This window comes from Kiritimatiellia bacterium (genome assembly GCA_018001225.1).
Classification (GTDB): Bacteria; Verrucomicrobiota; Kiritimatiellia; order CAIQIC01; family JAGNIJ01; genus JAGNIJ01.
Genome location: JAGNIJ010000009.1, coordinates 63772 through 85169 on the forward strand (window position 1 = coordinate 63772; position 21398 = coordinate 85169).

A 21398-nucleotide genomic window follows, 5' to 3' on the forward strand; every position below is an offset into this window, starting at 1 on the left:
GCTTATGAAACTGGATGTCCAAAAAGTCGCCCGGTGGATCAAGGCCCACATCTGGGGTCCGACCGGGTCCGTCATCATCCACATCCTGGTGGTCCTGGCCCTGCTCAAGCTGGTCACCGGCCGCTCGTCCGACAAGGCGCCCGAGATCGAGGTCATGATGATGGAGCCGGACGCCGTGGACCTGGAGGAATTCGAGGAGGAACTGGAGAAGCTGGAGGAGCTGCCGGAGATGGTCGATGCCATCACGCCGCCCGAGGTGACCCTGACCGAGCAGCCCCCGGACGTCTCCAGCGATTTCGCCGCGCCGGACCCGACCGTGGACTTCGCGGCGCTCGACGTGCAGCAGGATTTTTCCAGCCCGCTCGTCATGCAGGGCCTGTTCGCGGGCCGCTCGGCCGGCGGGCGCGCGTCGAGCCTGCGCGAGTACGGCGGCCAGTGGGGCCAGTATACCGAGGCGGCCGTGCTGCGCGCCCTCGAGTGGCTCAAGAACCGGCAGAATCCCGACGGCAGCTGGAAGGGGCGGCTCGATCCGGATACCGTGGGCTACACCGGGTTGGCCATCCTGACCTTCCTCGCGCACGGCGAGACGACGGCCTCGGAGAAATACGGCGCCACCGTGGAGAAGGGGATCCGCTATCTCATGGGCCGGCAGGAGGAGAACGGCGCCTTTTTCAAGAAGTTCGACGGCAGCGGACCGGTCTATGCCCAGGCGATCGCCACGTATGCGCTTAGCGAGGCCTATGGATTGACCCGCATTCCCGCGCTCAAGCCCGTGATGGACAAGGCCGTCAAGGTGCTCATCGACGGCCAGCAGGCCCGGGGCGGATGGGACTACAGTTACGCCAAGGGCGCGCGGCGTGACACCTCCGTGACCGGCTGGCACGTCCAGGCGCTCAAGGCGGCCTACATCGCGGGCGCGGAAACGCCGGGCATTCATGAAGCCATGGAAAAGGCCCTGATGGACATTCGCTCCATCCAGGATCCGGAGACCGGCACCTTCGGCTACACCAGCCAGACCGACCGGAAGTCGGCGAAATCCCTGGGCATGACCGGCGTCGCCGTGCTGTGCCTCCAGTTGATGGGCTACAGCAGCGATTCCGCGGCGCGGAAGGGCAGTGACGTGCTTTCTTCGGCGACCTGCGACTGGAACGACCCGATGAACTCGCCGTTCTACGCCTGGTACTATATCACACAGAGCCGCTTCCACAGGGGCGGCGCGTCGTGGAGCGAGTGGAACAACAAGGTGGCTCCGACCCTGGTCCGGAGCCAGGATCCGAAGGGGTTCTGGCCGGACAGCAAGGCGGACAATGTCGTCGGCGAACGCGGCGGCGCCGAGAGCGATCCGCAAACCGTCTACCGTACGACCTTGGCCGCCCTGACGCTCCAGGTCTACTACCGCCTGCTGCCGACCTACAAGGCCGTGGCCATCGAACCGTCTACCCCGGCGAGCAAGGAAGACATCGCCGTCGAAATCCTGTAGGGGAGGCGTCGCGCCCTTGCGGCGCAGGCGGCGGTCCTTTGCGCGGGCCGCGTTCCGTGGTAGAGTGCCCCCATGCCCGGTCCGTCTCCTATCCGCCTGTTGAGCGACGCGGTGATCAACAAGATCGCGGCCGGCGAGGTCGTGGACCGCCCGGCCTCCGTCCTCAAGGAGCTTCTCGAAAACGCCCTCGATGCCGGCGCGACGCGCATCACGGTCGAGATCGTCGCCGGCGGCCGGAAGCTCATCGCCGTCTCCGACGACGGCAGCGGCATGGACCGGGACGACGCGCTGTTGAGCATCGAGCGCCACGCCACGAGCAAGATCCGGGACGTGGACGACATCGAGGACGTGGCCACGCTGGGCTTCCGCGGCGAGGCGCTGGCCGCCATCGCCGCCGTCTCCCAGTTCACCCTGACCACCCGCACCGCCGCGATGGAGGGCGGGACGGAAATCACGGTCGCCGGCGGGAAGATCCAGGATGTGCGCGACGCGGGCGGCCCGGCCGGCACGAGCATCCGCGTTCGCAACCTGTTCTTCAACGTACCCGCGCGGAGGAAGTTCCTCCGCTCGGAGCCGACCGAGCTCTCCCATGTCCGCCAGACCTTCCTGGTGTACGCCCTTGCGCACCCGGGCGCGGGGCTGATTCTGCGCGTGGACGAGCGCGAGGTCTGGCGGCTGGCCGCCGGGGCCACGCTGGAGCAGCGCCTGCTGGAGCTGTTCGGCGCGGAGCAGGTCGGCTTGCTGCGGCCCGTGGACTTCCGGGCCGGCGAACTGCGCCTCCACGGGTATGCCGGGCTGCCGTCGTTGAGCCGGGGCGACCGGTCGGACCAGTACTTCTTCATCAACGGCCGCCCGGCGGGCGCGCCGCTGCTGCACTTCGCGCTGTCCGAGGCCTATCACACGCTCCTCCCGCGCGGCCGGTACCCGGTCCTGTATCTCTTCCTGGAGCTGCCGCCGGGGCAGGTGGACGTGAACGTACACCCGGCCAAGAAGGAGGTCCGCTTCCGCAACCCGGGCGCCGTGCGCGACGCGGTGATCGAAGGTCTGCGGCGCGCGCTGGGAACGGCGCCGGCCGCGGCGGCCGGGATCCCGGGCGCGCCCGCTCCGTCCGCCGCCCCGGCGCCGGAGTCCTGGATCCCGGCCCTGGACCGGGAACGGCCCCCGGCCTTCGCGTATCCCCGCCTGCCGATGATCCCGTCCGGTCCCCCCCCCGCGCCGGCCCAGCCGGCTGACGCCGGTCCGGCCCAGGCCGCCGCGGCCGGGCCGTGGGCCTGGTGCCGCGTGGTGGGCCAGGTGGGCGGCCTGTACGTGGTGCTGGAGACGCCCGACGGGGTGGTGCTGATGGACCCTCACGCCGCCCATGAGCGCGTGCTGTTCGAACGGTTCATGAAGGAAGTGACCGGCCATCGCGTGAACAGCCAGGGCTTGCTGGCGCCGGAGACGGTCGCCCTCCTGCCGGCCGACGCCCGCCGGGTGCGTGAGCAGTTGGACCTCCTTCGTGACATGGGATTCGGCCTTTCCGAGTTCGGCGCGGACACCTTCCTGGTGGACGCCCTGCCCGTGTGCCTGGGGAACGTCTCCGCCGCCGCGCTGCTGGCCGAGGTGGCGAACACCCTCGAGCGCGCCGGCGCCCGCGGGGGGACGGAGCGCTGGGCCGAGGAGGCCGTCGCGCAGGCGGCGTGCAAGACGGCCGTCAAGGCCCGGGATCGGCTGGAGCCGGAGGAAATCGAGGAACTCGTCCGCGCCCTGGCCGCCACGTCCATGCCCTACACGTGCCCGCACGGGCGGCCGACGGTGATCTTCATGAGCTTCGGCGAACTGCACCGGAAATTCGGGCGCGCCTGACGGCGGGCATCACGCGAGCGGGACGTGCATCACGTCCTGCCGGAAGCTCTCGTAGGCCAGGCGGTACCGCTCGCGTTCCTCGGGCTGGAGTTGGTCCTGGTTGGCCTGCTGCAACTGGCGGTAGGCCGTGTGGGCCAACTGGAGGACGTTCCACAATCCCTGCAGGATGTCCTCGGCCCTGCGCTGGTAGTGCATGGCCGGCAGGACGCACTGCTCCGGCGTGGCGGAAAGGAATTGGCAGAGGAAGCTCTCTTCGCCCTCGAGGTGCAGCTGGTGCTGCATCATCGAGTGGGCGGACTGGACGTTGTCCGAGATCAGGCGCAGGAAGCGGAGCATGTCGTGCTCGCGGGGCAGGGCCCGGGAGGCCTGGATGGCAAAAAACGCGTGCTGTTCCGATGTCTTCAGGAGGGAAAGGATGGTCTCGACGTGGCGGATGCGCTGCACCGTGGGCAGGTGCTGGAAGGGGGAGTACAGCATCTCGGCGGCCCGCTCGAAAAACACGTCGCGCCGCGCCAGGTGCACCGCCCGGTTGATGTCGAAATGATTGCTCTTCACGAAGCGCCTTTTCTCATCCGCGGCTCCAAGACCAGCCTAGCACACGCGCCGGCGGCGGGGAAGGGCTTTTACTCTTGACCGGGGGGCGCGCCTGCGCGCATGCTCCATCCACAGCATGTGCGGCTTGGCCGGCGGTGGAGGCGGTGAGCCGTTGGACCCATTCCGTCGCCCGCGGGGCCGTTCGGTTCGGCAAACAAAAGGCGCAATTAATCGGAAAGGAGCACGCGTATGCGGTGTGCACGGAGCAGGATGTTTCTGGTTGTGGCCCTGGCGCTGCTGGGGTGCGCGCAGGCGGGGTACGGCGCGGGGTTTGCCCTGTACGAGGGCAGCGCGCGCGGAAACGCCCTCGGCGGGGCGCTGACGGGAAGCGCGGATGATCCCTCGGCCTTGTTCTACAATCCGGCGGGGATCACCCAGCTGGAAGGCGTGCAGGTCATGGGGGGGCGACGTTCATCATGCCCGGCACCAAGGTCACCACGACCACGGCCGCGGGCAGCGTGACCACGGAGACGGAAGACAACACCTGGATCCCGCCGCACCTCTACACCACCTGGGGCATGAACGAGCGCGTCTGGCTCGGGTTCGGCATGTACTCCCGGTTCGGCCTGGGCACGGAATTCGACGAGGACTGGCCCGGCCGGTACAACAGCTACAAGGCCGTCATCCAGTCGCTCTCCTTCAACCCGAACCTGGCGCTCAAGCTCAACGACCAGGTCTCCGTCGCCGCCGGCGTCTCCGCCATGTGGATTGACCTCGACCTCCGCCGCAAGCTCCCGAATCCCCTCGTCGTCGGCGGACCGGACCTGGACTTCAAGCTCTGCGGCGACTCGATCGGCTACGGCTTCAACGTCGCCGGCCGGTGGGAGCCGCTGGAATGGCTGTCCTTCGGCGCGGCCTACCAGGGCGAGGTGGACCAGGACATCGAAGGGGACGCCACGGTCAGCGGCCGCAGCGGCGACGCCTCGGGTGACGTCACCCTCCCGGCCATGGTCTTCCTCGGCACCGCCGTCAAGCCGGCGGAAAAGTTCACGGTATCGCTCGACGCCGTGTTCACCGGGTGGAGTTCCTATGACCAGTTCGCCCTGGACCTCGATCCCACCGTGCTCGGGCCGGACAAGACGCGCCAGGTCTCGCCGAAGGACTGGGACGATGTCTGGCGCTATGCCCTCGGCGTGGAATACGCCCTGAACGAGGCGTGGACGCTGCGGGCGGGCTACACCTTCGACGAGGAGCCCGGGCCGGACCGTACCGCCGACTACCTGGTCCCCGCCAACGACCGCAACCTGTACAGCCTCGGCGCGGGCTACCAGTGGAAGGAATGGACCTTCGACCTGTCCTACACCTACCTCGACATCGAGGACCGCACCATCGCCGCGCGGCCGGAGCAGGGAGTCCTGCCGTCGGAGTTCAAGTGCGGCGACGCGCACCTGATCGGATTCAGCGTCAGCCGCGGAATCTAGGGTCCTCAACAGGACCCCGGCGGGCTTGTCCCGCCGGTGAACCAGGTGCGCGGGGGGACGAGCGATGCAAAGTGGCACGGCCGTCCCCGGCCGTGAGCCCGGGGCCTGCGCCCCGGGCTTTGTTTTTTCCCGCCCTTCGGGTACGATGCGCTCATGCGGACGGGAAGGGAAACAGCATGACGGCGGTGCGGTGCCCGGTCAACGAGGCGGCGACGATTTCGCGGGACGAGCCCGCGCTGATCCTCGAGGACCGGAAGATCACGTATTCCGAGTTGGAGTTCTACGTCGCGGGGGCGGCGGCGCGGCTGCGGCAGGCGGAGTGCTTGGCCGGGGATCGCGTCGCGCTCGGCGTAAGCGAGCCGTGGCAGGCCGTTGTCCTCCTCCTGGCCCTTCTGCGCGTGAAGGCCGTCGCCTGCCTGCTCGCGGGCGACGCGTCGGACAAGGAGAACATGGCCCTGGCCGGCAGCCGGTTCCGAATCGGCGGCCCGGCGCCCGCCCTGGACGCGGAGAAGTTGCTGCCGGTCTACTTCGAGGGCCAGGACACCGCCGAGTCCTCGCGCCTGCTCCTGGAGCAGCCGGCCACCCTCCTGTTTCACCGCGACGGCGCGGGGGCGCTCCGGGCCCTCCTGCACACGTACGGGAACCACTACTACGGGGCGCGCGGCGCGAACCACGCGGTCCGCCTGTCGTCGCATGGGCGCTGGCTTTGCGCGGCCCCGCTCCACGAGGCGGCGGGCTTGAGCGCCTTGTTCCGCTGCCTGTTGAGCGGCGCCGCGCTGGTGCTTCCGGCCCCGGGCCAACCCGTGGGCGAGAGCCTGGCGAAGCACGGAGTCACGCATGCCGGGCTTGCCCCGGCGGACCTGGCGGCCTTGCTGGAAGGCGGCACGTCGCTCCGGTTTCCGAAACTGCAAGCCTTGCTGGTGGAGGGCGAGGCCGGCCCCGAACTCCTGGCGCGCGCGCGCGCCGCGGGACTTCCCGTCGTCACGGGATTCGGCATCCCTGAAGTGGCCTCGGGGATCAGTACCGTCCTGCCGGATACGCCGCCCTCCCGGCAGAACAGCGCCGGCGTGCCCATGAAATACCGGGAGGTTCGGATCGATGCGTCGGGGCAGTTGAGGGTTCGCGGGCCGGCGCTGTTCGCCGGCTACGTCGAGCCTTCGGGGGTATGCCGGCCGACCGATGCCGAGGGCTGGTTCGCCACCGGCGTGCGCGGCAAGCTGGAAGAGGACGGGTACCTGACCCTGCGGACGGCGGAGTGACCTCATGACGGACAAGTCCTCCACGCCCCACCGCCGCTGGCTCTATTACGGGCTCGTTCTGCCGGTTCGAATCGCGGCGCTGGTCTTCGCGGGAGCGGTGCTCATGTTCCTGGCCTTGCAGCGGAAATATATCTACTTCCCCGTGCGGGCGCCCGAGGCCGAGCTCTCGGCCCTGGCGGGACGGGCCGGCTTGGCGGACTGGCGCGACGCGGCGGGGGACCTCCTCGGCTGGCGGACCCGGCGGTCCCTGCTGGCGGCCCCGAAGTATCGACTTGCGGTTTTTCACGGCAACGCCGGCTTCGCCCTGCACCGGCAGTATTTCGTGGACGGGTTCCACGCGGCGGGCGACGGCCTGCAGTGGGAGGTCCTGCTGTTCGAATACCCGGGCTACGGGGCGCGTCCGGGCCGTCCGTCCGAGAAGAGCATCAAGTCGGCCGCGGAAGCGGCCGTGAAATCCCTGCTGGCCGAAGACGACCGCCCCCTGTTCCTCGCGGGGGAGTCGTTGGGCAGCGGCGTCGCGGCCTGGCTGGCGGGTCGCTTCCCGGACCGCGTGGCCGGGCTCTTCCTCGTCACGCCCATGACCCGGCTGGCGGACGTGGCGGCGCATCACTACCCGTTCCTGCCGGTGCGCCGGTTGCTGCGGGAGCAGTACGATGCCGCGGGTGACTTGAAGCGCTATGCCGGCCCGGTCGCGGTGCTCCTGGCCGGTCGCGACGAGGTCGTTCCGGCCGCGATCGGGCGGAGGCTCTTCGACGGGTATGCCGGCCCGAAGCGCCTGTGGGTGCAGGAGGAGGCCGGGCACAACACGCTGGATTACGATCCGCGCGCCGAGTGGTGGCACGAGGTGGCGGGGTTCCTGACCGAGAAGCGAAAGAACCCACCCCCGGCCCCTCCGGAGGAGGGGAGAAAAGAATAATCCCCTCCTTTGGAGGGGGATTTAGGGGTGGGTTCCCGATCGCGTCATTGCACGAAACGGAAACATGTTGCTAGAGTGACTGCATGGACTTGCGCGGTAAAACGGCGCTGGTGACCGGCGGGGCCTTGCGGATCGGCCGGGCGATCGGCCTGGCTCTCGCCCGGGCCGGGGCGGACCTCGCCATCCATTACCACCGGTCCGCCGCGCCCGCCCGCGCGCTGCGGCGGGAGGTGGAGTCCCTCGGGCGGCGGGCGTTCTGCGTGCGCGGCGACCTGCGGCGCGAGGCGGACGTCCGGCGCCTGGTCCGCGCATCGAGGGAAAAGGGCGGAAGACTCGATATCCTCGTCAACAACGCCGCCGTGTTTCACAAGGATTCCCTGCGCGCGGTCACGGCGCAGAAGCTGCGCGAGGAATTCGAGGTCAACCTGTTCGCGCCGCTGCTGCTGATGCGCGCCTTCGCGGAGGAAGGCGGCGGGGGGAGCGTCGTCAACCTTCTCGACCGGCGCATCACGAGCCTGGATCGCGAGTGCCTCCCGTACGTCCTCTCCAAGATGGCCCTGGCCGAGGCGACGCGAATCGCGGCGCTCGACCTTGCACCGCGGATTCGCGTCAACGCCGTCGCGCCCGGCGCCATCCTGCCGCCGCCGGGGAAGGGGGCCAGGTACCTGAAAGACATGGCCGGCCCGGTCCCGCTCCGCCGCCGGTGCGCACCGGAGGACGTGGCCGCCGCCGTCCTTTTTTTGCTGCAAAACGACGCGCTGACCGGTCAAATCATCTTCGTGGACGGCGGGCAGCATTTGGTGTGAATGGTGAATGGTGAATTGTGAATCGTTCCTGATCTGAGGCACCATCCGTGAAAAGTGCGTGTAACATATTTGTTTTCAACGCCCAACGGCCAACGGCCAACGTCCAACTTCCAAGGTTTGGAACCTTTTCAATTGGACGTTGGAAGTTGGATGTTGGTTGTTGGACGTTGAGGTCTCCTGGCTGTTTCCATCCGGCCCCTGGGGCCGGCGGCCCAACTGAACCCTGAACCCTGAACCCTGATCTGAGACACAGGATATGAAACTCATGCGCAATCTATTTGAATTCAACGTCCAACGCACAACGTCCAACATTCAACTTCCAAGGATTGGAACCTCTCCTGTTGGACGTTGGAAGTTGGATGTTGGTTGTTGGACGTTGAGGTCTCCTGGCTGTTTCCATCCGGTCCCTGGGGCCGGCGGCCCAACTGAACCCGGAACCCTGAACCCGGAACCCTGAACCCTCCCTCCTCCTCATGGACCGCATCTACATACGCGACCTGGCCCTCCGGTGTATGATCGGGGTATTCCCCGAGGAGAGGCGGGAGAAGCAGGACGTGGTGATCAACGTGGTCCTGGAGTGCGATCACCGGCCCGCCGCCCGCAGCGACCGGCTGGAGGACGCGGTGGACTACAAGGCGCTCAAGAAAAAGATCGTGGCCCTGGTCGAAACAAGTTCCTTCCAGTTGATCGAGGCGCTGGCCGACCGCATTGCCTCCGCCGCCCTCGAGAATCCGAAGGTGGAGCGGGTAACGGTGACCGTGGACAAGCCGGGCGCCCTGCGGTTCGCGCGGAGCGTGGCGGTGGAGATCACGCGGGGCCGTGAAACATGAAGAGGGAGCGCATCGAAAAAGCCGCCGGCTGGGCCGTGCTGGCCGCGGCGCTGGTCCTCGTCGGCGTCGGGTGGCTCCGCTCGCACAAGGTCTACGCGGCCGACTCCGAGGACTACGGCATTCTCGTGTTCGAGCGTATCGCCGACCGGCAACTGGTCGTGGATGCGACGTTCAGCGGCGTGCTCCGGCGGGACGGGCGGTTGTTTTCCACCTATGACCGCTCCCAGGTCCGGGGCAAGCAAGCGTGCCCTACCTGAAAGTGAACAACCCGCGGCCATGGCGGCCGCTCCCAGTTTTCATCGTGAACGCGCGACGAATAACTCAATCTCTTTCGCTGTTGCTGCTGAACAGCTCCTGGGGCCCGGAGCTGAAGTGGTTCTGCGCCCCGGTGCTGAACTGCCACTCCTGCTCGCTGGCCTGGTTCGCCTGCCCGATCGGCGTGTTCGTGCACTACGCCGGGTACCGCGTCTTTCCGTTCCTGGCCATCGGTGTCGTGCTGCTGCTCGGGGTCCTGCTGGGCCGGCTGCTCTGCGGCTGGATCTGCCCGTTCGGCTTCCTCCAGGACATCCTGCATAAAATCCCCAGCCCCAAATTCGGGCTGCCGCGCTGGACCCGCGGGATCAAGTACGGGGTCCTGCTGGGCATGGTGATCCTGATCCCGTTCTTCCTGGGGGAGCAAACGCTCTTTTCGTTTTGCCGGGTCTGCCCGGCGTCGGCGGTGCAGGTCACGGCGCCGAACGCGGTGCGGGCGGGCTTCGCCGGCCTGGAGGCGGCCACCTGGATCAAGCTGGCCCTCCTCGTCGCCGTGCTCGCGCTGGCGGTGTTCTGCTGCCGCTCGTTCTGCCGGGTCTTCTGCCCGCTGGGCGCGCTGCTGGCGCCGTTGAACTATCTTTCCTTCTGGACGGTCAAAATCCCGACGGCGGACTGCAAGCGGTGCGGAAAATGCGACACGCTGTGCCCGGTGGAGGGCAAGCCGTCGCTCCGCGTCGCGGACGGCGTGCATCCCGGGCGCGCGCCCGAATGCATCGCCTGCAACGAATGCCGGTCCGCCTGCCCGCGCGAGGGCGCGGTGAAAGGAGACGCTTGATGCGCAAGCCGTGGATACTGCTTGGATTCGCCCTGCTGTCGGCGTGCCGGACGCCGGCCGCGGAGGTCGTCATGGCTTGGCAGGAGAGCGGGTTCCGGCACGGCGTGTTCGTCAGCCTCGGCCACCAGGACGTGGTCTTCAAAAGAGAGCCCGCCTATGCCGGGGAGCGGGTCCTGCGCGCCGCCCTGGCGCTCGGCACGGCGCGGGATGCGCAGTTGCCCTATGCCCTGGATTGGACCGGCCAGAAGTTGTATCTCGATCTCAACCACAACCTGGACCTCACGGACGATCCGGCCCTCGCCGCCGACGAGGCGAATTCTGCCCGGCTGGTCTTCAAGGACGTGGCGCTGGAGGCGGCGGGCCCTCCCGCGCGGCGCTACCGGGCCGACCTGGAATTCCCGCGGCATGCCCGCTTCGTGGAGGTCGAGATTCTTTCGGGCTGGGCCGGCACGTGGCCGCGGGGCGCCTCGACGTGGCGCGTGGTCTTCGTCGACGATCTCGACGGCGAGTGGGACGACGAGGACCTGTTCGCCATGGCGGCCGACTCGGAGGAGTTCCGGAAGGATCCCGGCAGCAGCGCCCTCGAGCCCCTGAAGGGCCTGTTCATGGACGGGGTGGACAGCGAACTGGCGCTGGCCCCGGGGGCGGACGGGACGTGGCTTTTCACCATGCGGGAAACCCCCGTGCCGATGGGACGGCTGCGCGTGTCCGGGGCCTTGGTGGAACGGATCGTTCTGCAAGGCGGAACCAAGGGGATGAAGGCGATCCTTCCTATCGCGGGCGCCGAGCCGGTGGCGGTCCCGGCGGGCAGGTATCCCGCCCAGGAAATCACGCTGGCCACAAGCATTGGGCGGCTGACCTCGGCCCGGCGCGAAAATCTGGAGGTGCGGGAGGGCGAGGAGACCGTGCTGAAGGTCGGGGCGCCGCTGCAGAACAGCGGCGAGGTTCGCCGGGACGGAGGCGAAATCCGGGTCCAATACCTGCTCACCGGCGTCGGCGGGGAGACCTACCGGTTGCCGGCGGGTCGGCGCTCCGCCGAGCACCGCCCGCGGGTCGAGATCTTTCAGGGCGGCCGGCGGGTGACCCGCGGCGCCTTCGAGTTTGGGTGAGGGGGCTCCTGCGCGTACTCATGGCGAGTACCTCTCAACGTCTTCGGCGAGCTGCGGATCGTGACCTCGTGCGACATCGGGGACGCGGGCCCGGCGGAAGGCCCGCCCGAGGACTTCCGCTGGTCGCTCTGGTGGAGCCTCGGCTCGCGCGTGGGCTGGTTTCTCCTGCTGCCGCTGATGCTGCTGAAGGAGAACCGGCGCCGCGCGGCCTGGTGGATCGCCGCGCCGATGGCCCTCGAGATCGCGCTGCTGGCCGGCCTGGGCCGGTGGCTGTCCATCCTTGAGGCGGTGCTGCCCCTGTCGGCCGTCGCCACGGCGCTGGCCGCCCTGTGCCTTCTCGGCGATCGCCTGGCGCGCCGCTCGGCCTGGGGTCGGGTCGGGGCCGCGCTGGCGATCTGGTGCCTGGCGTGCGGCGTGGCCTGGGGGATCGCGGCCGAGAGCCTGTCGCGTCTCTTGGAACTGTTGCCGGCACTCCTCGCCGGATTGGTTTTTGTAGGGGCCTGCGGCCTGTCCGCGCGCCGACGGCGCCCCGGGTTCGGGTCGTTCGCGCTCCGGATGCTGGCGTGGCTGGTGGCGATCATGGCGCTGCTGGCGGTGGTCCTGTTGTTCGTGTTCATCGGGGCCTCGTGGAATGCCGGGATGCTGGAGTACCTGCTGCCCATCACCGGCGCCGCCCTCTTCTGGGGCGCGGCTATGGGGGTGGCCATCTGGCTGCTGCTTGCGCCTTTTTTGCTGCTCGGCGCGCGCAATGCACTGTATAATAAAAGGTTGAAGGCCATACTGTCCCTGGAAGAAAGACCCGGCGATATCTTATGAAGAATCATTGGCGGATAGGGCGGCTTCTCACGGCCTGCGCCGCGGCGTGGGCCGGCCTGGCGCGGGCGGAAGGCCCGATCGAGGTGCCGCTCAAGTACCAGGCCGTCAGCGAGCGGTCGCGCGATTTCTATCCGCGCGGCATGTTGTCCCCCGAACTGGCCGGCACCGCGCCGGAGGGGGAATGGAAGATGCCGGAGTGGAAGAGCAAGCATCCCGCGTTCGCGCGGGTCAAGCTGGGCGACCGGGAGCACCTGCTCGCCTTCGATGTCTCCGCCTCGAAGAGCAAGATGTACGATCGCCTCTACTTCGACGCGAACGCCAACCGGGACCTGACGGACGACCCGGTGATCTCCGGCGAAGTGGAGGCGGGGCGCGGGCCTGCGGGCGTTGAGTTCCCCCCGATGGACGTGACCGTCGAAACCGCGGGCCGTTCCCTGCCGTACCGGATGAAGCCCTCGATCTACGCTTATAGCCGGGGGGCGGGCGAGACCAGCAAGGCCTTTCCCAAGATGATGATCCGATTCATGCTGCAGACCTTCTGCTATTACGGCGGCGAGCTCGAGGCCGGCGGGACGCGGTACACGCTGTACCTGGCCGATGCCAACGCCAACGGCGTTTTCGGCGAGGTGGCTACCCCGGTCCGCGGGGGCGCGCGGGTCCACTTGTCGGGCGACGCGTTCTTTCTGACCACCAACAAGCCCTCGTACTACGACGGGATGAGCTGCGGGACACACTGGTTTTTGGGCGGCCAGCTCTACGCCGTGTCGCTGGATCCGGGCCTTGAGAAGCTGACCCTGGCGCCCGCCGAGGGGCCGCTGCACCCGCTGGCCTTGAGCGCGGACCCGGATCGGCTGATGCTGTTCGATGCCGAGGGCAAGCAGTCCGTGGCGTGCTTCCAGCCGGGCCGCGTGCTCCAGCTCCCCGCGGGAACCTACCAGTTTGCCAGCTACCGCTTGCTGCGGCGCGAGACCAACGGCGCGCTCTGGCAGTTGATGGCTTCCGCCACGACCGGCGCCCCGCCCGCCGAGGTCGGCGCCGACCGGAAAGGCGAACTGGTGTTCGGCGAGCCCTTTCGCCCCGTGGTCGAGATTCCCGAATGGTCCCGGGCCGTCAAGTCCGGCGGGCGTCCGGTCCGCATGAGTTTTGAAATCTACGGCGCGGGGAACGAGCTCGTGTACGACGTGTCCCTGGTGTCCGGCCGGTCGGCCCTGGCGATGGGCCGGCGCAGCGTCCGGCCCAAGGAGGCCACGTACACCATCGCCACGCCGGACGGGGAGCTCGTCCAGCGCGGCACTTTCGAGTATGGGTGAGGCTTCAGTTGCTCGGCCACATGGAGTGGCCCCAAGAAAGGTCAGAACTACTACGTCTTCTGCAAGTACCAGGTCGGGCCGTTCAAGACCCAGCTGGAGACCCAGGAGTTGACGCCGTAAGGGCGGCGGTCAGCAGGCCTGCCGTTTCGGGATCGCCGGGGCCATGGTCAGCGCCAGGCCGGCCAGCACGAAGGCCGCGCCGAGAATCAGTTGAGGCGTCAGCGTTTCACCCAGCCAGAGCCGCGCGAACAGCGAGGCCAGCACCGGCTTGAGGAAGAAGTAGAACGAGCCGCGTGCCGCGCCCAAGCGGTGCAATCCCTTGAAGTAGGCGACGTACGCGATCGCCGTGGCGAAGAAAACCAGGTAAACAAGCCCCGGCCAGTTCACGTGCGCGAGGGCGGGGCCGGGCGGTCCCTCCATCCGCCAGGCGAGGGGAACCAGGAATGCGCTGCCCGCGAGGCCCGCCAGGCTCAAGATCGGAAAGGGCCCGAAGCGTGGCAGGTCCCGCTTGGCCAGCACGGTGTAGAGGGCGAACAGAACCAGGGAGCCGGTCATCAGCGCAATGCCCGCCCGCGTGTCCAGTCCCGCCGCGGGCCGGGACAGGAACAGCGCGACGCCCGCCAGCCCGCAGAGCATGCCCGCGATTTTTCTCCGCCCGGGCCGTTCCCCGAGCAGCCAGGGTGAAAACAGCACGACGAACGCCGGGTTGGCGCTGAACAGGATCGCCGCCGAGTTGGCGCGCATCCGCGGGATCGCCAGGTGGTAGAGCCCGATGGACAGCGTCACACCGATCAGCGCCAGGACGACGAATCGGCCGGCGTCGCGGAGCGAGAGCCGTTCCTCGCGCCGGCGCAGGGCCAGCCACGCCGGGCCCAGCAACAGAAGCCCCGTCAGTGAAAAACGAACGACGGCCAGCCACAGCGGCGGGATGCCACGGCCGACCCACTTGGTCGCGACCTCGACCGAGCTGAAAAGAACGATGCCGATTAACAGCCAAAGATGGCCGGCCATGGAATGATTCCGAGGTGTGTGGGTGCCATCCCGAGCGCAGCGAGGGATCTCCGCGCAACGCGAGGAGGAGATCCCTCACTTCGTTCGGGATGACAGTGCTGTGTGCATAACGACTTCCGGGGCAGCATGCTAGGATTTCCTCGGCGTTTCCCACGGGAACCGGTAGGCCGTCAGCTTCAGTTCGTCCCGCATGGCCGCGACTTGTTTCTGAAGCTCCGGGTTGAGCGGCACGCCCTGGTCCTTCCGCTCCAGCCAGGCCAGGTGCTCCTTCTCGCCGCAGGTATAGATTCGCTCGGCGCCCGGCGCCTTCTTCGACGCGCGAAGCTGACGCAGGATGTCGCCCGTGGTCTTCCTGAACTCGTCGAGCGGCGTGAAGAACGAGATGTCGATCGCGATGAAGAAGTGACCAATCCGGTAGGGGATCTTGCGGCCCTGCTCGTCGAGGCCGAGCAGCATCTTCATGAACGCGCCCTGCTGGAGCGCGGCGGACATGACCTCGACTACCGTGGCGAACCCGTAGCCCTTGTAGCCCGCCGTCTCCTCGCCGATGCCCCCGAGCGGCGTCAGCGCCGCCCGGCTCTGAATCAGCGCGTCCAGGATGTCGGCCGAATTCGTCATGGTTTCGCCCCGGTCGTTGACGACCAGCCCGGGCGTGCACGCCTTTCCCTCGCGCGCGTACTGCTCGATCTTGCCGCGCTGGATGATCGAGGTCGCGTAATCGTTGACGAACGGGAAGGGCTCGTCCGTCGGGAAGCCGAACACCAGCGGGTTGGTGCCCAGCATGTTCTCCACCCCGAACGTCGGCGCGATGGACGGCCGCGCGTTGGTGCCGGTGATCCCGATCATCCCCGCGTCGCAGGCCATCATGGAGTAGTAGGCCGCGATCCCGAAGTGGGTCGAATTGCGGGCGACGACCATGCCCAGGCCGTGCGTCCGGGCCTTGGCGATGGCCATCTCCATGCAGCGCTTCGCGACGACCATGCCCATCCCGAGATGCCCGTCCACCACCGCCGTGGCCGCGCGGTCGGACACGATTTCGAATCGCGTGACCGGCTGCTGGATCCGGTCCTTCACGATCCGGTCGTAGTAGATGGACTTCAGCCGCCCGACGCCGTGGGAGTCGATGCCGCGCCTGTCCGCGGCCAGGATCACGTCCGCGCAGACCCGCGCGTCCGCCTCCGGCACGCCGACGCCCTTGAAGACGTCCACGGCGAACCGCTCCATGGTTTCGAAAGGTACCCAGCAGACGTCGTCGCTCATCATTCGGCCCTCCAGCTACGGCCTTCTTCTATACCGAATTGCGGCTTGCAGATCACGCAGATTGACGCGGGTTGCACGGCCGGACCTGTCAGCGGTTCCTCTCGCGCCCATGGGCGTTAATTAGCGGTTTACTTCGGGACGGGATTTTCCAATCATTGGAAACATGAAACAGGACGAGATTCTGGCGATTTTCCAGGACACCGGCGCGCTGCTCGAGGGGCACTTCGAGCTGCGGTCGGGGCTCCACAGCGACCGCTATTTCCAGTGCGCGCTGGTCCTGCAATACCCGCGGATCGCGGAGCGGCTCTGCGCCGCGCAGGCGGAGAAGGTTCGGGATCGGCTGGGCGCAGAGTACCGGCCGGGCGCCGTGATCTCGCCCGCGCTGGGCGGCATTCCCGTTGGCCATGAGCTGGGCCGCGCGTTCGGCGTGCGGGCGATCTTCGCCGAGAAGCAGGAGGGGAGCCTGGTCCTGCGGCGCGCTTTCGAGGTGCGGCCCGGCGAGCATTTCCTGGTCGCCGAGGACGTCGTCACCCGGGGCGGACGCGTCCACGAGGTCATGAGCATCGTGCGGGAGCGGGGCGGGATCGTGGACGGGGTCGCCGTCCTGGTTGACCGCAGCAGTGGCCAGTTCGCCTGCGAGCGGCCCGTGGTGTCCCTGCTTCAACTGGCGCCCGTGACCTGGGGGCCCGCCGAGTGCCCGTTGTGCCGGCAGGGTGTGCCGTTGCATCATCCGGGGAGCTGAAAACCGGCGCGGGAGTTCCGCCCTCCAGTGGGCCTTCGTGGAGGGGCGAGTTCCTGCGAGCCCGATTTGACAGCCTGCGGACTCGTGGTAGATTTCCCGTGCCGAAAGGCGATTTTTTTAGCCCGGAAATAGGACCGGATTGGTCGGATATCGTCGTGTTGAAGCTAAGCAAAAAGGTCGAGTACGCGCTGATGGCGCTGCTGCACATGGATGGCCGACGGGCGGACCTGGCGACGGCGAGAGAGATTGCCGACTCCTGCGGCGCGCCGCTGGAACTGCTGGGCAAGGTGCTGCAGGCGCTCGCGCGTGGGGGACTGATCGAGTCGGAGCAAGGCGTGCACGGCGGTTATCGCCTGGCGCGGCAAGCGGATCGGATCATGCTGGGCGAAGTGATCGAGGCCGTGGACGGGCCGGTGCATCTCGCCGCGTGCCAGGACGATCCGTCGCGGTGCGGGCAATACCCGACGTGCAACATCCGCCAGCCCGTGGTCCGGGTGCAGCGCGAGTTGCAGGACTACATGCACGGGTTGTCGCTGGCGTCGTTCCGGAAGGACCGGAGGGGAGCCGAGGTGAGCGCGAAATGAGCGATAAGCATCCTCCAGGACCGATCGAGCCGCTGCGGGAACAGGATATCCTGGAAGTCCTGCGACATGTGTTCGACCCGGAACTGCAGATGGACATCGTCGAACTGGGCCTAGTCTACGGCGTGGAGATTCTACCCGACGGCCGGGTAAAGGTAAACATGACGCTGACGTCGCCCGGCTGTCCCTATGGGCCGGAGCTGGTGGCCGAGGTCAAGGCCGTGCTCATGATGTCGCGTGGCGTGAAGGGCGTCGAGGTCAACGTGGTCTGGGAGCCGCCGTGGGGCCCGGAAAAGATGAGCGAGGCGGCGAGGCTGGATTTGGGGTTTGATGTGTGAAAGGGGACAGGGTTCAGGTGTCAGGGTTCAGGACCCGAACCCTGAACCCTTACCAGGGAGATGAGATATGAATGAATGCGGCGCGGATTTTGAAATCAAGGACCTGTGCGCGAGCGTCGAGGGCAAGCCGATCCTCAAGGGCGTGAACCTTCGGGTCAACCGCGGCGAGACGCACGCCCTGATGGGCCCGAACGGCTCCGGCAAGAGCACGCTGGCCAGCGTGATCATGGGCCATCCCGGCTACGAGGTCACCGGCGGCCAGGTTTGCTTCAAAGGTCAGAACATCCTCGAGCTCGAAACCGAGGAGCGCGCGCGGCTGGGCATTTTTCTGGCGTTCCAGTACCCGGTCGCCATCCCCGGCGTGACGGTCGCGAAGTTTCTCAAGACCGCCGCCGACGCCATGCGGCCGGGCGGCGAGAAGATCAGCTCCGCGGCCTTCCTTAAAGAGTTGCGCGAGTACATGGCGTTCCTGGAAATGGATCCCGCGTTCATCAACCGGTTCCTGAACGACGGCTTTTCCGGCGGCGAGAAGAAGCGGATGGAGATCCTCCAGATGCTGGCCCTCAAGCCCGCGATGGCGGTCATGGACGAGACGGATTCCGGCCTGGACATCGACGCGCTGAAGATCGTGTCCAAGGGCGTCAACCGGCTGGTCGGCCCGGAGTTCGGGCTCCTGCTGATCACGCACTACGAGCGGATGCTCCGGTACATCAAGCCGGACCACCTGCACATCCTGATGGACGGCCGCATCGTCCACTCGGGCGGCCCGGACCTGGTCAAACGCCTCGAGGAAAAGGGCTACGACTGGGTGAGGCAGGAGTTCGGGCAGGAGGTCCTGGCGCAATGACCACCCCGGACAGCCCGGATGTTCTGCAGGGCGACTACAAGTACGGCTTCTACACCGACATCGAGGCCGACTCCGCGCCCAAGGGGCTGAACGAGGACATCATCCGGTTCATCTCGCGGAAAAAGGGCGAGCCGGACTGGATGCTCGAGTGGCGCCTGAAGGCCTACCGCGGGTGGCTGAAGAAGAAGGAGCCGCGCTGGGCGTACCTCGACTACCCGCCGATCGATTACCAGGACATCTGCTACTATTCCGCGCCGAAGACCGGGCCGGCCGGCGAGGTGGATGACGAACTGCGCAAGACCTTCGAGCGGCTCGGCATCCCGCTCGACGAGCGCAAGCGGCTGGAGGGCGTCGCCGTGGACGCCGTGTTCGACAGCGTCTCCGTGGCCACGACCCACAAGGACCTCCTGGCCGAGAAAGGCATCATTTTCTGCCCCATTTCCGAGGCGATCCGCGAGCACCCGGAGCTGGTGCGGCAGTATCTCGGCAGCGTCGTGCCGCCGGCGGACAACTTCTTCGCCGCGCTCAACTCCGCCGTCTTCACCGACGGGTCGTTCTGCTACATCCCGAAGGGCGTGCGCTGCCCGATCGAGCTGTCCACCTACTTCCGTATCAACGCGCGGAACACGGGCCAATTCGAGCGGACGTTAATCGTCGCCGACGAGGGGAGCTACGTGTCCTACCTGGAGGGCTGCACGGCCCCGCTGCGCGACGAGAACCAGCTCCACGCGGCGGTGGTCGAGCTCGTCGCGCTGGACGACGCGCAGATCAAGTACGCGACCGTGCAGAACTGGTACGCGGGCGACAAGGAGGGGCGCGGCGGCATCTACAACTTCGTCACCAAGCGCGGGCACTGCCGTGGCAAGCGGTCGCGCATCTCATGGACCCAGGTCGAGGTCGGCTCGGCGATCACGTGGAAGTACCCGAGCTGCGTCCTGGAGGGCGAGCACTCGGTCGGCGAGTTTTATTCCGTGGCCCTGACCAACCACCGGATGCAGGCGGACACCGGGACGAAGATGATCCACGTTGGCAGCCACACCCGCAGCACGATCGTGTCCAAGGGCATCTCCGCCGGCGAGTCGGTCAACAGCTACCGCGGCCTGGTGCAGGTGCTGCCCGGCGCGGCCGGCTGCCGGAACCACTCGCAGTGCGATTCCATGCTGATCGGGGACCAATGCAAGGCCAACACGTTCCCCGTGGTCGAGGCGGAAAACGGCACTGCGGTGATCGAGCACGAGGCGACGACCTCGCGGATCAGCGAGGACCAGCTCTTCTACCTCAAGAGCCGCGGGATCACGGAGGAGGACGCCGTCTCGCTGGTGGTCAACGGGTTCTGCAAGGAAGTCTTCAAGCAGCTGCCGCTGGAGTTCGCCGTCGAGGCGGTCCGGCTGCTGGAACTGAAACTGGACAAGAGCATCGGGTAGCCCATGAGCGACGCGATTTCACAGGAATACATCGGGGATTTCGACGAGGCGCGCTTCCGCGAGGTGCTCAACGGACTCGGCGGTCGCGAGGCCCGGGAGAAGGCCTTCGAGCTGTATCGCCGGGCCGAGGCGCCTCACGGATTCATCGAAGAGTGGCGGCGGACCGACCCGGCCTGGTTCCCGCTCGGACGCCTGGCCTTCGACCCGGCGCTGGGGCGGGGGAAGGACGGCGCGGGCGCCGGGCCGGAGGACGACCGGTTCGACGCGGTGGTGTCGATCGGCGATGCCGGGATAAGCGTCCGGGACGTGTCGGGCGCGATCCAGGCCGGGCGGCTGGTGGTCGATTCGCCGGATGCGGCCGATCTCCTGCAGCGGTCGGTGGACCTGGGCGTCAAGAGCGCCGCGCCGAACAAGCTGGCCCTGCTCCAGGCGGCCTTCTGGAACGTCGGCGTCCGGCTTCGCGTGCCCGACGGCGTGGAGTTGGAGCGCGGCGTGCTGGTCCGCGCGGCCTTCTCGAAAGACGGCTCCGTCGTGATCCCGCGCATCGTCGTCGAAGCCGGGCGCGGCAGCCGGGCGGTGATCCTGGAAGAGCTCTCGTCGCCGGGTGACCGGGCCGTGCTGGTCGCGGCGTCGCGCGAGATGAGGGCGGGCGAGAACGCGAGCCTCCAATACGTCACGCTCCAGGAACTGGGCGGGCGGTCGCTGTACCTGGCCGACGACCGCGCGCGCGCGGGGCGGAACGGGCGGGTCCATTGGATCGGCCTCCACTTCGGCGCACAGCTCGGTAAGATGAACTTCAGCGGCGAGGTGGCGGGCGAGGGCGGGGCGGCGGAACTGGACGGCCTCTACTTCGCCTCGGGCGAGCAGCACCTGGACCAGCGCACCCTGCAGATCCATTCCGCGCCGCACACGACCAGCAACCTGCTGTACAAGGGGGCGGTGCGCGATCGCGCGCGGTCGGTCTATCAGGGACTCATCATCGCGCGACCCGGGGCGGTCAAGGTGGACGCCTACCAGAAGAACAACAACATCGTGCTCAACGAGGGGGCGCGGGCGGACTCGCTGCCGGGCCTGGAGATCGACACGGACGACCTCAAGTGCAGCCACGGCTCGACCATCGGCAACCTTGACGCGGAGCAGGTATTTTATTTACGTACGCGGGGCATGGACGAGCGGGACGCGCGGCGGACGCTCCTGAAGGGTTTCTTCCAGGAGATTGCGTCGCGGGTGCCCTTCGAGTGCGTCCGGGAGCGGATCGAGCGGCACGTGGGGGAGAAAATCGGCGGGTAGCGGCGTCGCGGGAGCTCCGCCCTCCACTTTTTTCGAGGTGGAGGGGCGAGCTAAGCGAGCCCGCTTGAAAAATGGGGTGAAGTCATGGCGGACTGGGTGCAGATTGCCGAAACGAAGGAATTCGAGGCGACGGATCGGAAATACGTGGAGTTGAGCCCCATGAAACACATCGGGCTGTTCAAGGTCGGCGGGGAGTACTTCGCGATAGACGCGTGGTGCAGCCATGCCCGGGCGTCGCTGGTCCACGGGGAGGTGGAGGGCCACGAGGTGCAATGCCCGCTGCACGGGGCGCGGTTCGACCTGCGGACGGGGCTTCACTTGAGCCCGCCGGCCACGCGGCCGGTGGCACGCTATGATGTCAAAGTGGAAGATGGGAAAATCCTGGCAAAAGTTTGAAGGCCGTTCTGTCGGCGGAACCGGCTCCAGCGCCGG

General features: G+C 67.6%; 22 protein-coding genes. 19 read left to right on the top strand and 3 right to left on the bottom strand.

The window, feature by feature from the left end:
* Positions 1-4 precede the first annotated feature (4 nt).
* Positions 5-1480: a terpene cyclase/mutase family protein gene (locus KA248_04810; GenBank protein ID MBP7829220.1), complete on the top strand. Its 1476-nt coding sequence runs from the start codon at positions 5-7 to the stop codon at positions 1478-1480.
* A gap of 72 nt (positions 1481-1552) precedes the next feature.
* Positions 1553-3325 (top strand): DNA mismatch repair endonuclease MutL, encoded by a 1773-nt coding sequence (gene mutL, locus KA248_04815; protein MBP7829221.1) that lies wholly within the window; start codon positions 1553-1555, stop codon positions 3323-3325.
* Between the two features lie 9 nt (positions 3326-3334).
* Here the strand turns inward: mutL and KA248_04820 are convergent, their stop codons facing one another.
* Positions 3335-3880: a hypothetical protein gene (locus tag KA248_04820; GenBank protein ID MBP7829222.1), complete on the bottom strand. Its 546-nt coding sequence runs from the start codon at positions 3878-3880 to the stop codon at positions 3335-3337.
* A gap of 455 nt (positions 3881-4335) precedes the next feature.
* On the opposite strand from KA248_04820, the gene KA248_04825 reads away from it, so the two are divergent.
* The 10 genes from KA248_04825 to KA248_04870 all read left to right on the top strand — a co-directional run bounded on the left by KA248_04825 (position 4336) and on the right by KA248_04870 (position 13473).
* Positions 4336-5340 (top strand): outer membrane protein transport protein, encoded by a 1005-nt coding sequence (locus tag KA248_04825; protein ID MBP7829223.1) that lies wholly within the window; start codon positions 4336-4338, stop codon positions 5338-5340.
* A gap of 176 nt (positions 5341-5516) precedes the next feature.
* A complete protein-coding gene (locus KA248_04830) occupies positions 5517-6599 on the top strand; it encodes an AMP-binding protein (GenBank protein ID MBP7829224.1) in 1083 nt (360 codons plus the stop codon).
* 4 nt (positions 6600-6603) lie between these two features.
* The gene (locus KA248_04835; protein MBP7829225.1) at positions 6604-7515 is read left to right on the top strand and encodes an alpha/beta fold hydrolase; all 912 of its coding nucleotides are present in this window, start codon (positions 6604-6606) and stop codon (positions 7513-7515) included.
* 83 nt (positions 7516-7598) lie between these two features.
* Positions 7599-8321 (top strand): SDR family oxidoreductase, encoded by a 723-nt coding sequence (locus KA248_04840; GenBank protein ID MBP7829226.1) that lies wholly within the window; start codon positions 7599-7601, stop codon positions 8319-8321.
* Positions 8322-8794: 473 nt separating this feature from the next.
* Positions 8795-9151 (top strand): dihydroneopterin aldolase, encoded by a 357-nt coding sequence (folB, locus tag KA248_04845; protein MBP7829227.1) that lies wholly within the window; start codon positions 8795-8797, stop codon positions 9149-9151.
* Positions 9148-9408 carry a hypothetical protein gene (locus KA248_04850; GenBank protein ID MBP7829228.1) on the top strand — a complete coding sequence of 87 codons (261 nt, stop codon included), beginning with the start codon at positions 9148-9150 and terminating at the stop codon, positions 9406-9408. Before folB ends, KA248_04850 begins: the two co-directional genes overlap by 4 nt.
* A gap of 44 nt (positions 9409-9452) precedes the next feature.
* Positions 9453-10238 carry a 4Fe-4S binding protein gene (locus tag KA248_04855; GenBank protein MBP7829229.1) on the top strand — a complete coding sequence of 262 codons (786 nt, stop codon included), beginning with the start codon at positions 9453-9455 and terminating at the stop codon, positions 10236-10238.
* A complete protein-coding gene (locus KA248_04860) occupies positions 10238-11347 on the top strand; it encodes a hypothetical protein (protein ID MBP7829230.1) in 1110 nt (369 codons plus the stop codon). Before KA248_04855 ends, KA248_04860 begins: the two co-directional genes overlap by 1 nt.
* A gap of 60 nt (positions 11348-11407) precedes the next feature.
* Entirely contained in the window at positions 11408-12163 is a 756-nt protein-coding gene (locus KA248_04865) for a hypothetical protein (GenBank protein ID MBP7829231.1), read from the top strand.
* A complete protein-coding gene (locus KA248_04870; GenBank protein MBP7829232.1) occupies positions 12160-13473 on the top strand; it encodes a hypothetical protein in 1314 nt (437 codons plus the stop codon). Before KA248_04865 ends, KA248_04870 begins: the two co-directional genes overlap by 4 nt.
* Before the next feature lie 129 nt (positions 13474-13602).
* Here KA248_04870 and KA248_04875 read toward each other — a convergent pair whose 3' ends face one another.
* Positions 13603-14484: an EamA family transporter gene (locus KA248_04875; protein ID MBP7829233.1), complete on the bottom strand. Its 882-nt coding sequence runs from the start codon at positions 14482-14484 to the stop codon at positions 13603-13605.
* Between the two features lie 129 nt (positions 14485-14613).
* Positions 14614-15744 carry an Ldh family oxidoreductase gene (locus tag KA248_04880; GenBank protein ID MBP7829234.1) on the bottom strand — a complete coding sequence of 377 codons (1131 nt, stop codon included), beginning with the start codon at positions 15742-15744 and terminating at the stop codon, positions 14614-14616.
* A 163-nt stretch (positions 15745-15907) separates the two neighbouring features.
* Here KA248_04880 and pyrE point away from each other — a divergent pair, with 163 nt between their 5' ends.
* The 7 genes from pyrE (at position 15908) to KA248_04915 (ending at position 21362) form a co-directional block, all read left to right on the top strand.
* Entirely contained in the window at positions 15908-16486 is a 579-nt protein-coding gene (gene pyrE / locus KA248_04885; GenBank protein ID MBP7829235.1) for an orotate phosphoribosyltransferase, read from the top strand.
* 155 nt (positions 16487-16641) lie between these two features.
* A complete protein-coding gene (locus tag KA248_04890) occupies positions 16642-17070 on the top strand; it encodes an Rrf2 family transcriptional regulator (GenBank protein ID MBP7829236.1) in 429 nt (142 codons plus the stop codon).
* A complete protein-coding gene (locus tag KA248_04895) occupies positions 17067-17405 on the top strand; it encodes a DUF59 domain-containing protein (GenBank protein MBP7829237.1) in 339 nt (112 codons plus the stop codon). Before KA248_04890 ends, KA248_04895 begins: the two co-directional genes overlap by 4 nt.
* A gap of 67 nt (positions 17406-17472) precedes the next feature.
* On the top strand, positions 17473-18252 hold the full coding sequence (gene sufC / locus KA248_04900) for a Fe-S cluster assembly ATPase SufC (GenBank protein ID MBP7829238.1): 780 nt from the start codon (positions 17473-17475) through the stop codon (positions 18250-18252).
* A complete protein-coding gene (gene sufB / locus KA248_04905) occupies positions 18249-19676 on the top strand; it encodes a Fe-S cluster assembly protein SufB (GenBank protein MBP7829239.1) in 1428 nt (475 codons plus the stop codon). The genes sufC and sufB overlap by 4 nt, the downstream gene beginning before the upstream one ends.
* Before the next feature lie 3 nt (positions 19677-19679).
* On the top strand, positions 19680-20966 hold the full coding sequence (gene sufD, locus KA248_04910) for a Fe-S cluster assembly protein SufD (GenBank protein ID MBP7829240.1): 1287 nt from the start codon (positions 19680-19682) through the stop codon (positions 20964-20966).
* An 84-nt stretch (positions 20967-21050) separates the two neighbouring features.
* Positions 21051-21362 carry a non-heme iron oxygenase ferredoxin subunit gene (locus KA248_04915; GenBank protein ID MBP7829241.1) on the top strand — a complete coding sequence of 104 codons (312 nt, stop codon included), beginning with the start codon at positions 21051-21053 and terminating at the stop codon, positions 21360-21362.
* Positions 21363-21398: the final 36 nt, after the last annotated feature.